The following is a 12,065-nucleotide window of genomic DNA, read 5'->3' as shown; positions in this document are numbered from 1 at the left end:
TGGTGAGGCCGCCCACCTCGCTGCAGCCCATGGCGAGGCCGCCCGCGGCGGCGGTCCGATGCGAGCGGACGCGGGCTCCCTGCCCGGCGGCGCCCGCGGGGGTCCCAGCAAGCCCGGTCCCCCCGAGGGGCGCTTCGGAGCCTCCCCGGATGCGGCGGCCACCGGTCTGCTACCCCGGTCCGCAAGCGGGCAGTCAGGCGGACGCCGCGGTCGCGGCGGCCCGGACCCACGTGCAGGCTCGGACCCGTATGGCAGCCCGGACCCGTATGGCAGCCCGGACCCACCTGGCGGGTCGGATCCACGTGGCCGGCCGGATCCACGTGGCGGGCCGGACACCCGCCTGCGTCCCGACCCGCGGGGCGGTTCGGATCCGCGGGGCAGGATGCCCCGAGCGGCCCCGTCCGGTCCGCGGCGGGCCGGGGCTCGTCGCGCGGATCCGGTGGCCGATCCGGGGGTGACGATGGTCGGTCGCCGTGGGGAGGCGCGTCCCGGTCCGGTGCCTCGCCGCCCGGGTGGACCGCTCACCGCCGCGATGGAACGTGAGCCCGTCCGCACCGGTGGCGGCCGTGACCAGACCGGCCCGCACGCCGACGACAGCGACGCCACCGGGTACCACCGCTCGTCCCGCCGCAACGGATCCGGCTACGGCCAGGAATCTCCCTACGGCGAGGAGGCCCCGTACGGCGAGGAATCCCGGCACGGCCGCAGGCGTCCCGCGGATCGCGATGTCAGCACCGGTGGTCGGGTGCCGACCGCTGGGCGCAGGTTCACGCCGGAACGCGCCGACGGCCCGGACGACGACGGTGATGATGTCATCCTCGGTGCTCGTGGCGGCACGGCCCGGTCGGCTTCGACCGGTGAGCCGATGTCGTTTGTGCGCCGGGTCGCGGTCGCGCTGGCCGTGCTGTCGGTCGCGCTCGGCGTCGGCGTCGGCGCGGGGGTGGTGTGGGAGAAGGTGCGTCCCAGCGGTCACACAGCCACGGCCGGAGCTGGCGGCCCGGATCCGACGCCTACCGTCGTTCCACCGGCAGGCGCCACGAGCGCCGGCACCGGCGTCGCCACCCAGTCCGCCGGCCAGGTGGCGGTGCCGGCGGACTGGGTGGCGTTCACCGACCCGATCCAGAAGGTGACCTACTCGCATCCGCCGGTATGGAAGCAGCGGCGGGACAACACCGGCATCTTCTACGGCGAACCCGGTACCGCCTCCGACTTCGGACCCGCGATGATCGGGGCCACCCGGCTCGCGGGCACCGACCAGACCGCGGCGCTCAGCCAGGTGCAGGCCGGCGAGTTCGCCGGGGTCTCCGGGCTGAGCAGGGACAGGTCCGGTCCGGCGACCGACTCCAGCGGCCAGCCGACGCAGGAGATCGCCGGTTCCTACGACCGAGAGGGTCAGCGGGTGTCGTACCTGATGCGCACGGTCCCCGGTAACGGCGTGGTCTACGTCCTGATCGCCCGGGTGTCCACGGATGCGTCGGCGAGCCTCAACACCCTGATGGGCGCCCTGCGCACCTCGTTCTCCCCGGCCGGCTGACCCGTTGGCCATCCGGGCGGGCCGCCTGGCTCGCCCAACGGCCCGGCTCGCCTGACAGCCTGAGCCGCCTGCCCTACATCCGCGGCCCGGGGCGGGCCGAACGGGCCGGGGCGAGCAGGTTCCAGAGCACGCCGGCGGTGGCGAACGAGCCCGTACCCGTGCGGGGCGGCCAGCCGTGGCCCATCGTCGGTATCAGGTACTCGACAACGCGGGCTGAGGTCGTGCACGCGGCCTCCCGTCGGATCACCGTCAGGCCCGTCCCGGTGGAGCCGGACGGTGGGACGGAACCGGGCCCGGTCACGGTGCCGGCGGCGCCCGCGATGCCGCCACCGTGACCGGTGGCGTCGACGGAGACGGACAGCCCGTCGGGCACCGCGGCAGACTGCGAGCCGTTCAGCGGCACCCCGTACCCGTCGGTCAGGACGGTGTCGCCGGGAGCGTTGGGCGGGGGACAGCCGTCCTGCGCCCGGATCGGCGCCATGCTCTGTTCGACGGGGGTGATCGCCGTGTTCAGCACGGGCGACCAGGGGGTGCCCTGATAGGGGACGTGCTGGTCCGCGCCGCCGTGGACGACGACCAGGGTGAGCGGCGCCGCCGGCTGGCACCGGGCGACCTGTCGGCTGGCCGAGACGACCGCGATGCCGGCGATCTCGTCGCCATGCTCGCAGGCGTACCGGTAGGCGAGCATGCCGCCGTTGGACAGACCGACCAGGCTGACCCGGGCCCGGTCGATCGGATAGTTAGCGCTCAGGTGCGCGATCAGCGCGCGCAGATAGCCGACATCGTCAATGTTGCGGGCGGACGCGACGTCACAGCAGGTGCCGGCGTTCCAGGCCTTGCCGATGCCGTCGGGATAGACGACGGCGAGCCCGGCGGCCTGGGCCAGACCGTCGAGATCCCAGTTGGCCTTCGGGTCGGTGCCGTCGTAGTGCAGGCTGTGCAGCGCCACGATCAGGGGATAGGGCTCGGGGGTGCCCGGCGGCGGCAGGGTGATCCGCAGCGGCACGCCCCGACCGGAGCGCTCGAAGGCATCCGGGCCGGCCGTGGCCGTGGGGGTGGGAGTGGCCCCGGAGACCACACCGCCGCGCCTCGATCCCCCAGCTGTGCTACAGCCTGTAATCACCAGCAGGGTGGGAACGAGGATGGAGAGGAGCCAGACCGCGGCGATCCGGTGGCGACGAACGGCTGGCACGCTGGCCATTGTCACCCGACGGGTGGCCCAGCGGCGTTACCGGTGCCGGTGATTACCCTTCGTGTTTGAACTGCTACGAGCAAGGTCGCCTTCGGGGGCGCGGACCACATTGAGCCGCGGACGCTCGGATGGCGATGCGCCGCGCCGCCCGGCCGGGCGTACCGGGGGCACCGGCGTGCGCTCCGCTGCGGTGCGGTACCGGTCGAACGCCTCCTGCGCGCGACTCTCAAGATCGTCTACCAGGGCCAGTGACTCGCGTACCCGCCGTTCGCCCGCGGGCCCCGCGGCCAACAGGTCGGACAGGCAGTTGTCCACCGCGCGCCGCGCGGCCAGCCAGCCGAGAAGCAACCGGGAACGCTCCAGATCCGAGAGCTGGTCCACCGAGATGTCCCTCCGCTCGCCACTCGTGACGTTGATGGGGTCGCCGCCGGCGGGATCGGTCATGAACAGATCGCCAGCGGGACTCCGAGCTGTGCCGGATAGCCGGGTCAGGGTGAGATGGGTGGTGCGCGTCGACCGCCGACCGTCGGCGCCCCGTCCGCTTCCAGAGTGCCCCACCCGCGGGCCGGGCGCGCCATAGTTCGCCCAACGCACATCCATGGGTGCTCCTCCATCGGGTGAACAGGGTGCAATCGGTGGGTCGGGGGGCTCGCGTCGCCCGGGTGTCGGCCGGCCGTCGAGGGCGGGCGACCGGGAGGGCTAACCTCAGGCCGCATGACGGTGTCGGTCTGCTGGCTGCGGCGCGACCTGCGCCTGGGTGACCACCCGGCGCTGTGCGCGGCGGCCGATGACGGCGATGAGGTTCTGGTCCTGTTCGTGCTGGACGACGCGCTGCGTCGACCGGCCGGGGCGGTCCGCCTCGCCTACCTGTACCGCTGCCTGCGGGAGCTGGACGAACGGCTGTCCGGCCGGCTGTGCGTGCGTACGGGGGACCCGACCCCGGTCGTCCCGGAGGTGGCGCGGGCCGTCGGGGCCCGGCGGGTGCACATCAGTGCCGACTACGGCCCTTATGGGCAGCGTCGGGATGGCGCCGTGCGCCGGGCGCTGGAATCCGACGGGCGAGAGCTGGTCGCCACCGGTTCGCCCTACGCGGTCGCGCCAGGTCGGCTGCATACCGCCGGCGGCACCCCGTTTCGGGTCTTCACCCCCTTCTACCGGGCCTGGACCGCGCACGGCTGGCGCGCTCCCGTCGCCGAACCCAGTGGCGTGCGCTGGGCCAGGTTGTCCGGCGACACCATTGCGGACGATCCGGATCTCGGTGACGTCCAGCTGCCCCCCGCCGGTGAGGCCGCCGCCCGCCGGCGTCTCGACGACTTCCTGACCGGCCCGCTCACCGGGTACGCGCAGCGTCGGGACGTTCCGGGGGAGGACACCACCTCCCGGCTGTCGCCCTACCTGAAGTACGGCTGCCTTCATCCGCGCACCGTCCTCGCCGCCCTCGCCGACCGTGCCACCGACGGTGGGGCCGGGCGGGCGGCGGACGCGGAGAAGTTCCGTTCGGAACTTGCCTGGCGGGATTTCTACGCCGATGTTCTCGCCGCGAATCCGAGCTCGGCGAGGGTGGACCTCACCGATTCGCTCGCGGCGATGTCGTACAGCCGTCCGGGTCGGACGTTCGAGGCCTGGAAATGGGGCGAGACGGGCTTTCCCATCGTCGACGCCGGAATGCGCCAGCTGCTCGCCGAGGGCTGGATGCCCAATCGCGTCCGCATGATCCAGGCCTCCTTTGTCTGCAAGGACCTGCATGTGCACTGGACGCACGGTGCCCGCTGGTTTCTCGAGCGGTTGGTGGACGGCGACCTGGCCTCCAACCAGCATGGCTGGCAGTGGACCGCCGGCACCGGCACCGACGCCGCGCCGTATTTTCGGGTCTTCAACCCGGTTTCCCAGGGACGCACCTACGATCCGGACGGAACCTACGTCCGCCGGTGGATCCCGCAGCTTCGGGACGTCCCGCGGACGAAGGTGCACGAGCCGTGGACCCTGCCGGACGGCCCACCCGCCGGTTATCCGGCGCCGGTCGTCGACCACGCCGTCGAGCGGCGCGAGGCCCTCGCCCGCTACGAGTCCGCCCGCGACGCCCGCAGCTGAGCCCGCGCGAGAGGTGGGCCACGGTACATGTCGGCAATCCGACAGATGAATCGTCTCGTCTCAAGGACCCGACCCATGGTGATTGGCGACCCTTGTACCGGGGCAGGAGATGTACCTGGGCACAGGAGATGCACCTGGGCAGCCGACACGGGGGCTGGGAACTCCTGCTCCGGACCTGGCGGAGAGGTGACGGGCTCCGCCGGAGGTGGTCGCGCCCGCGTGGGATGTGGAGGGCAGCTCACGCGCGGCGCGCCACGTCCCCTTCCCGACCTCGGACGGGCGGACGGGCGTCAGACGGTGATGTCGACGGGTGTGCCGAGGGGGACGGTCTGCGCCAGCCGGGTGATGGCGTCGTTGTTCATCCGGATGCAGCCGTGGCTGACGTCCTTGCCGATCAGCTTGGGCTCGTTGGTCCCGTGGATACCGATGACCGGTTCGTGGCCATCGAAGGACGCCATGGACGTCGAGAAGCCGTTGAGGCCGAAGGCATAGGGTCCGTAGGCACCCTTGGGGTTACGGGGCTGCAGCAGCTCCATGAGATAGAAGCGGCCGCCGGGGGTCGGCGTGTCGGTGGTGCCGATCGCGACCGGCTCCTCGGCGATGGCGGCGCCGTCCCGGAACACCTTCAGCGAATGCTGGCCGCGGGACACCACGATCCGGTAGGGCGTCTCGGACGCGGTCACCTGATCGGCCCGGACCCAGCCGGTACTGCCGTTGGGGGCGACCGGGAGCATCACCTGCCACCACCCGGGCAGCTTCGCCTGAACCAGGAAGACGCGCCTGACGCCGTTCTGGTTGGGGCTCGCCAGCGTGGAGGACGGCTGGGTGTCGGTCGGCGCGCTGTAGAGGTCCACGCTGGCCCCGGACGCGGTCACGACTGTGCTGCGCCCCTGCCCGATCCCCGCGATGGCGGCAAGCTGGCTGCGGACCTGCGGTGACAGATTCGTGGGTGCGGCCTGGCTGCCATCGCCACCACTGCCACCACAGCCGGTCAGCCCACCCAGCGCGACCAGCAGGACGCCGGCGAGCACGGTGGTCCGGACAGACCCGGGCCGCGGGCTCATCCCGTGTAGTACGGCTCGGCCTGGACGGCCACCGCCACTGCCGGGGCCGCCGCCGGCAGGGCCGCCGGCGCCGCGATCGCGGGAATCGTGGTCGGCGTCGTGCCACCGCAGTTCGACACGCCGATCGTCGGGATGGCGACCAGCAGTTCCTTGGTCTCGGCATCCCAGGGCGAGCCGATCACTGCGAGCGCCTTGGAGGCCAGCGGCAGGACCTGCTGCGGGCCGATGTCCAGAATCCCGCCGCCGAGGTTCGTGTCGAACCAGCCGAATCCGAAGCTCTTGTCCGAGGTGTTGCGCAGCTGCCAGGACGGTTCCGCCCCGCTGCAGGTGAACGCCAGCACCAGCGGGTTGACGTCGATGTCCTCGATACCGTTGATTTCCTTGTTGAACGGCACCCGGAACGGCAGCAGGTCGAGGAACCGATCGAGGTTCTCATCCCCGGTGGACGGTTTGCCGCCGGCCGGTGCCGAGGTGCTCGGTGACGCACCCGGCGTCGCCGTGGCACCCGGGGTCGCGTCGGTGGTGGCCGTGGCGGTGGTGCCCGGTGCCAGGCCGAGGCCGGACGGCGTCGCGGTCGCGTCCGGGGTGGCGGTCGTCGTGGCTTCGGCGCTCGCGGTGCTGGTGGGCGTGCCCGTGGCAGCCGGGGCAACGCCCGTGGACGGGGTCGCCGAGGGCGTCGCCGTGACGGTCGTGCCCGGTGTCGGCCCCGGGGTGACCGGGTTGGCCAGGGCGGCCGGAGCCGCCAGCATGATCGCCGACATGCCGAGGAAGCCGGCCATCACGGCCCGCATTCCGGTGCTGCGCATGAATCCGTCTCCTCGACCTGGATCTGACCTGGACCGGCCGAAAACCCGATCGGGGAAAAGGTAGCAACCTGCCGGCTGTCGGTATACCTCCGGGTCTGGCGTAGCGCGACCGTTGGGGGAGGGAAGCACCTGTTCGTGGTTATCCCACGTCCGACGGTCGGCGCCCACCGGAGCAAGTCCGGATGCCTGGATGATCCGTGGTGGCCGGATGGGTTGTTGCGGCCGGATAGTTCGGCGTGGCCGGGTGGTGCGCCGTGGCCGGACGGTTCGTGGGCGGCCGGATGGTTTGCGGCAGCGGGCTCAGGGCGACAGGCGCTCGACGATCCAGTGATCCGGGTCGGTGACGTCAGGCCGGGCCGGATCGGCGGTACCGCGGCGGTAGCGCAGCCGGTCGTGCAGGCGGTTGGAACGTCCCTGCCAGAACTCGACGGTTTCCGGCACCAGGCGCAGTCCGCCCCAGAACGGGGGTGTCGGCACGGGTGTGCCGGGTGGCCACCGCGCGGCGAGGCGGGCCGCCCGCTCGTCGAGCTCCGCCCGGGATCCGATGGTCTCGGACTGACGGCTCGCCCAGGCGCCGAGCTGCGAGCCACGGGGCCGCGAGCGGAAATACCGTTCCGTCTCCGCGCGACTGACCTGCTCGAGCGACCCGACGACCACGACCTGCCGCGCCAGGGCATACCAGGGCAGCACCAGGGAGCCGTACGGATTCGCCGCGCTTTCGCGGCCTTTCCGGGAGGTGTAGTTCGTGTACACCACGAGGCCGCGATGGTCGAACGCCTTGATGAGCACTGTGCGCGCGCTGGGCCGGCCGGCGGCGGACGCCGTGGCCAGCACGGCCGCATTGGCCTCGGCGATACCGTCCGGCCGTCCGGCCGGCGCCGGCTGGCCGGACGGATCGCCGCCGCGGGCGGCTTCGACGGCATCCGCGAACCATCGGGCGAACTGCTCCACCCAGGTCGGCGCGAGCTGCTCCGGCTCGAGCCCGTCCGCCTCGTAGGACCGGCGCAGCGTCGAGGGGTCCGGTGGCGAGCCGGGATCGGGTGGCGAGCTGGGATCGGGTGGCGGGGAGCTGGACATCTCTGGGATCGTGCCAGCTCGCGCCGTCCCAGGACGGCTGCGGCTGCGGCGGGCCGGAAGTCGGCTGCCAGCCGGGATCCGTGGCTGGTCCGGGAGTCGGCCGATGACGGGGGTCGCCGTGGGCCGGCCTGGTCCCGGGTCCGGCGCGGGGATCAGGCCAGGGCGTCCAGAACGGTGGCGACGCCGCGATCCCAGTCGGTGGTGAGATCCGTACAGGGGCGACCGCCGATCCGGGCCGGGGCGTCGGTGCCGGATAAAATAGTTGGGAGCAGTTCGATTCCGCGGGCGTCGAGTTCCCTGGTGAGCGCCGGCAGGAATTCCTGGGCCACCCACGGGGCATGAATGCCGAGGGTGGAATGGCCGAGCACGAAGAAATCCGCCGAGGTGAGGGCCTCGTTCAGGAACATGGGGACGGTGTCGCCGATGCGAATCTCCCAGCGGTCGAGGTGCACCGCGTGGCCCACGGCGTTGACCGCACGCCCCAGCCGGGTGGCACTGGCGATGTCCGCCGCACGATGACTGATGAAGACGGTCGCCATGATCTCCCCGTGACTCCTGTACTGACATGACCAGCTGGCATTCGCTCGGCACCTGCGCGGCAGGCCGGGCCGCCCGACCACAGGCGTGCCCAGATGGCGTGGGTGTGCCGCCTCCGTGCGAGCAGGCACCCGCGACCCGGTGCCTGAGGTGGGTTGCCGGCGCCCCGCGGCCCGGCGCCGGGCGGACCCGGCAGCCGAGCAGCCGTGTCCCGAATGCCCTGACATGCTGGGCTTTCGAACGTCCGGCACATCCATGAACTGCGGATATGTCGGTCGCCGCGGCGGTGCTGTGTTTGACCGTAGCGCGTGCCGATCCGGACCGGCGACCCATCCCCAGCTTCCCGCGGCAGGTTCATGCAAAGAGCTGTCGAATTGGTATAAAAACGTGCGTCTAACGCAATAAGCGACTTAATGTGCGATGAAAATCACTCAAGGTGAGATCAAGGTACCGTAAAGCGAGTAAATAGCGGTCGGCAGCAGGGCTGGCGGCGGTCCCGGCGGCCACCCCACAGCGGTCCCGGTGGCGGCCCCCGCCGCCGCGGCGGCGAGCGGACGGGGCTGCGCTCTGGCGCGTCCGGGTGACGCGGGGCAGGATCGGATGGAGTGGGACCGACGGGACGCACGCACCAGCGCACATCAGACAGAAGCGGAGATCCGGACTCGATGGCCGAGAAGACAAGCGATTTCAAGCCGGGCCTGGAAGGCGTGATCGCCTTCGAGACGGAGATCGCCGAGCCCGACAAGGAGGGCAGCGCGCTGCGGTACCGCGGTGTCGACATCGAAGATCTTGTCGGCAAGGTGGACTACGGTCACGTCTGGGGCCTGCTGGTCGACGGCTCCTTCGATCCCGGTCTGCCGCCTGCGGAGCCGTTTCCGGTGCCGGTGCATTCGGGCGACATAAGAGTCGATGTGCAAAGCGCTCTGGCGATGCTCGCGCCGTACTGGGGCTTCGGGCAGCTGATCGATATCTCCCCGCAGCAGGCCCGTGATGACCTGGCCCGGGCCTCGGTGGTGGCGTTGTCGTTCGTCGCGCAGTCCGCGCGCGGGCTCGGCCAGCCGGCGGTGCCGCAGAAGGAGGTCGACCGGGCCCGGACCATCACCGAGCGCTTCATGATCCGTTGGCGGGGTGAGCCGGATCCGAAGCACGTTCAGGCAATCGATGCCTACTGGGTGTCGGCGGCCGAGCACGGCATGAACGCCTCCACCTTCACCGCCCGCGTCGTCGCCTCGACCGGTGCGGACGCCTCCGCGGCGCTGTCGGCGGCCGTCGGCGCGCTGTCCGGTCCGCTGCACGGCGGTGCGCCGTCCCGGGTGCTTGCGATGCTCGACGAGGTCGAGCGCACCGGCGACCCGCTGGGTTACGTCCGCCGTGCGCTGGACCGCAAGGAGCGGCTGATGGGCTTCGGCCACCGCGTCTACCGTGCCGAGGACCCACGGGCCCGCGTGCTGCGTCGCACCGCCCGTGACCTCGGCTCCACCCGCTACGAGGTGGCCGAGGCGCTGGAGGCCGCCGCGATCGAGGAGCTGACCAACCGCTTCCCCGACCGTCCCCTGCGCACGAACGTCGAGTTCTGGTCGGCCGTGGTGCTCGACTTCGCCGAGGTTCCCGCGCACATGTTCACGTCCATGTTCACCTGCGCCCGAACCGCCGGGTGGAGCGCGCACATCCTCGAGCAGCAGCGCACCGGCCGTCTGATCCGCCCGTCGGCGCGCTATGTCGGCCCGGCTCCGCGCCCGCTCGGTGACGTCCACCCGGGCGTCAACCGTGGCTGACGTCCCCACGCCCACGCCCACGCCCGTTCCCGCGCCGACGCCCGCGCCCGTTCCCGCGCCGACGCCCGCGCTTGTGCTGCCGCCGCACCTGCGCCCGGGCGACGGTCGGTTCGGTTGCGGGCCGTCGAAGATCCGCCCGGGCGCGGTGGCGGCACTGGCGGCCAGCGGCTCGGCCTATCTGGGCACCTCGCACCGACAGCAGCCGGTGCGCGGCCTGGTCGCCCGGGTACGGGCCGGGCTTGCCGACCTGTTCACGCTGCCGGACGGCTATGAGGTCGTCCTCGGTCTCGGCGGCGCGTCCGCCTTCTGGGACGCGGCTGCGTTCAACCTGGTCCGCACCCGTTCGCAGCACCTGGTGTTCGGTGAGTTCGGCAGCAAGTTCGCGGAGACGACCCTGGGCGCGCCGTTCCTGGCCGACCCGTCGGTGGTGTCCTCGGCGCCCGGTACCTTTTCCGACTGGGCGCCCGCGGCCGGCATCGACGTCTATGCCACCCCGCACAACGAGACCTCCACCGGTGTCGCCCGCCCGGTGCGTCGCCCGAGCGGAACCGACGCGGGTGCGCTGCACCTGGTCGACGCCACCTCCGGGGCCGGCGGCCTGCCGGTCGACCCCACCGAGGCCGACGTCTACTACTTCGCCCCGCAGAAGTCCTTCGCCTCCGACGGCGGCCTGTGGACCGCCCTGTTCTCCCCGGCCGCGCTCGAACGCCTGGCCGAGATCGCCGCGACCGACCGCTGGATCCCGCCGTTTCTCGACCTCACCACGGCCCGCGACAACAGCGCCAAGGACCAGACCTACAACACCCCCGCGGTGGCCACGCTGTTCCTGTTCGCCGACCAGATCGAGTGGATGCTCGCCCAGGGCGGTCTCGACTGGTGCGTGCGGCGCACCGCGGAATCCTCGTCGATCCTCTACACCTGGGCCGAGAAGACGCCCTACACCGCGCCGTTCGTCGCCGACCCCGCACACCGCTCCCAGGTCGTCGTCACCATCGACTTCGACGGGGTGGACGCTGCCGCCGTCGCCACGGTGCTGCGCGCCAACGGCATCGTGGACGTCGAGCCCTACCGCAAACTCGGCCGCAACCAGCTGCGCGTCGCCTGTTTCCCCGCCATCGACCCCGCCGACATCGACATCCTGACCGCCGCCATCGACCACATCGTCGAGCGCCTGTAACTCTTTTTTTCGGACCCGTCCCGGCGGTCCAGGAAAGTACGCTCAGGCGTTCTCTGGCCCGTCGGGACGCCCAGTCAGGTAGCCGACCAGAGCAGCCGCAGAACTGGATGGGTCGGGCCCGCGTGCACCCGGCGCACACGTCGGAGCTGCTTGTTCTGCCCGGATGGACGCGGCATCGTGGTTGGCGAAGGGGAAGCGGGCCGGCAGGCTTCTGTCCTGATGCCCGTGGCTGTGAAGAATCTGACGTAACTGGTTGGTGTGAATGTGAGACCGGCGATCCCGCTGAAGTACTGGACTTCTGTGCGTTCGCCTTCGGTCACGATGAGAACTCTGGAACGTTCTTTCCTGGTGCCGCGCTTTCGTCGGAGATCGGATGTGGCTGGAGCCGCTGCCTGCCGGCTCATGCCTCGGCCTGGCCCAGGGTCGCACCGGGCGCCTCCTGATCGATCATCGGGATGGCTCCGTAACGGCCATCCGGATAGCGCCTTGAGATGTTGTCCGATGCGCGAGTCGGGTATTCGGCCAGGGAGTAAAGCTCCGTCGCGCCGTCGGCATTCTTTTCCGTGAACCAGATCTCTGCCGGCTCAGGTGGCACGGGAACCGCCGGGCTAACGAGATCGAGGTGTCCTCCGGGCCTTCCCGGACGAAAAGTCGCCGCCGTCTTCCGGCGGGATAGCTGTACAGCCACTCCTCGCGACGTGGGGGGGGGGGGGGGGGGGGGGGGGGGGGGGGGGCGGGGGGGGGTGGGGGGGGGGGGGGGGGGGGGGGGGGGGGGGGGGGGGGGGGGGGGGGGGGGGGGGGGGGGGGGGGGG

11 protein-coding genes are annotated in these 12,065 nt (G+C 71.7%); 4 read left to right on the top strand and 7 right to left on the bottom strand.

Annotation, left to right across the window (positions count from 1 at the left end):
- Positions 1 to 439: 439 nt before the first annotated feature.
- A complete protein-coding gene (locus ND747_RS27605) occupies positions 440 to 1,534 on the top strand; it encodes a hypothetical protein (protein ID WP_251737191.1) in 1,095 nt (364 codons plus the stop codon).
- Between the two features lie 73 nt (positions 1,535 to 1,607).
- On the opposite strand, the gene ND747_RS27600 is transcribed toward ND747_RS27605, so the two are convergent.
- Positions 1,608 to 2,612, bottom strand: a complete 1,005-nt coding sequence (locus tag ND747_RS27600; protein WP_251737190.1) for a PHB depolymerase family esterase — start codon at positions 2,610 to 2,612, stop codon at positions 1,608 to 1,610.
- Positions 2,613 to 2,762: 150 nt separating this feature from the next.
- Positions 2,763 to 3,326, bottom strand: a complete 564-nt coding sequence (locus ND747_RS27595) for a hypothetical protein (RefSeq protein ID WP_251737189.1) — start codon at positions 3,324 to 3,326, stop codon at positions 2,763 to 2,765.
- A 114-nt stretch (positions 3,327 to 3,440) separates the two neighbouring features.
- On the opposite strand from ND747_RS27595, the gene ND747_RS27590 reads away from it, so the two are divergent.
- Positions 3,441 to 4,817: a deoxyribodipyrimidine photo-lyase gene (locus tag ND747_RS27590; RefSeq protein WP_251737188.1), complete on the top strand. Its 1,377-nt coding sequence runs from the start codon at positions 3,441 to 3,443 to the stop codon at positions 4,815 to 4,817.
- A gap of 290 nt (positions 4,818 to 5,107) precedes the next feature.
- Here ND747_RS27590 and ND747_RS27585 read toward each other — a convergent pair whose 3' ends face one another.
- From ND747_RS27585 to ND747_RS27570, 4 genes are all read right to left on the bottom strand, one after another.
- Complete coding sequence (locus tag ND747_RS27585) at positions 5,108 to 5,881, bottom strand: L,D-transpeptidase (RefSeq protein WP_251737187.1); 774 nt, start codon at positions 5,879 to 5,881, stop codon at positions 5,108 to 5,110.
- The gene (locus tag ND747_RS27580; RefSeq protein ID WP_251737186.1) at positions 5,878 to 6,687 is read right to left on the bottom strand and encodes a hypothetical protein; all 810 of its coding nucleotides are present in this window, start codon (positions 6,685 to 6,687) and stop codon (positions 5,878 to 5,880) included. Before ND747_RS27580 ends, ND747_RS27585 begins: the two co-directional genes overlap by 4 nt.
- A gap of 300 nt (positions 6,688 to 6,987) precedes the next feature.
- Positions 6,988 to 7,764 (bottom strand): pyridoxamine 5'-phosphate oxidase, encoded by a 777-nt coding sequence (gene pdxH, locus ND747_RS27575; protein ID WP_251737185.1) that lies wholly within the window; start codon positions 7,762 to 7,764, stop codon positions 6,988 to 6,990.
- Between the two features lie 152 nt (positions 7,765 to 7,916).
- Entirely contained in the window at positions 7,917 to 8,303 is a 387-nt protein-coding gene (locus ND747_RS27570) for a toll/interleukin-1 receptor domain-containing protein (protein WP_251737184.1), read from the bottom strand.
- Positions 8,304 to 8,966: 663 nt separating this feature from the next.
- Here ND747_RS27570 and ND747_RS27565 point away from each other — a divergent pair.
- Entirely contained in the window at positions 8,967 to 10,076 is a 1,110-nt protein-coding gene (locus ND747_RS27565; protein WP_251737183.1) for a citrate synthase 2, read from the top strand.
- Positions 10,069 to 11,253, top strand: coding sequence for a phosphoserine transaminase (gene serC, locus ND747_RS27560; RefSeq protein WP_374216338.1), 1,185 nt, complete (start codon positions 10,069 to 10,071; stop codon positions 11,251 to 11,253). The genes ND747_RS27565 and serC overlap by 8 nt, the downstream gene beginning before the upstream one ends.
- A gap of 400 nt (positions 11,254 to 11,653) precedes the next feature.
- Here the strand turns inward: serC and ND747_RS27555 are convergent, their stop codons facing one another.
- The gene (locus tag ND747_RS27555; RefSeq protein WP_251737182.1) at positions 11,654 to 11,848 is read right to left on the bottom strand and encodes an ATP/GTP-binding protein; all 195 of its coding nucleotides are present in this window, start codon (positions 11,846 to 11,848) and stop codon (positions 11,654 to 11,656) included.
- Positions 11,849 to 12,065: the final 217 nt, after the last annotated feature.

This window comes from Frankia sp. R82, from assembly GCF_023716925.1.
Taxonomy (GTDB): domain Bacteria; phylum Actinomycetota; class Actinomycetes; order Frankiales; family Frankiaceae; genus Frankia.
Note: the sequence above shows the minus strand (reverse complement) of the source record. Positions and strands in the feature narration are given on the sequence as shown.

Coding starts and splice junctions, on each gene's coding strand:
- ND747_RS27595 (WP_251737189.1), bottom strand. CDS start 3,326: ATGGATGTGCGTTGGGCGAACTATGGCGCGCCCGGCCCGCGGGTGGGG.
- ND747_RS27590 (WP_251737188.1), top strand. CDS start 3,441: ATGACGGTGTCGGTCTGCTGGCTGCGGCGCGACCTGCGCCTGGGTGAC.
- ND747_RS27585 (WP_251737187.1), bottom strand. CDS start 5,881: ATGAGCCCGCGGCCCGGGTCTGTCCGGACCACCGTGCTCGCCGGCGTC.
- ND747_RS27580 (WP_251737186.1), bottom strand. CDS start 6,687: ATGCGCAGCACCGGAATGCGGGCCGTGATGGCCGGCTTCCTCGGCATG.
- pdxH (WP_251737185.1), bottom strand. CDS start 7,764: ATGTCCAGCTCCCCGCCACCCGATCCCAGCTCGCCACCCGATCCCGGC.
- ND747_RS27570 (WP_251737184.1), bottom strand. CDS start 8,303: ATGGCGACCGTCTTCATCAGTCATCGTGCGGCGGACATCGCCAGTGCC.
- ND747_RS27565 (WP_251737183.1), top strand. CDS start 8,967: ATGGCCGAGAAGACAAGCGATTTCAAGCCGGGCCTGGAAGGCGTGATC.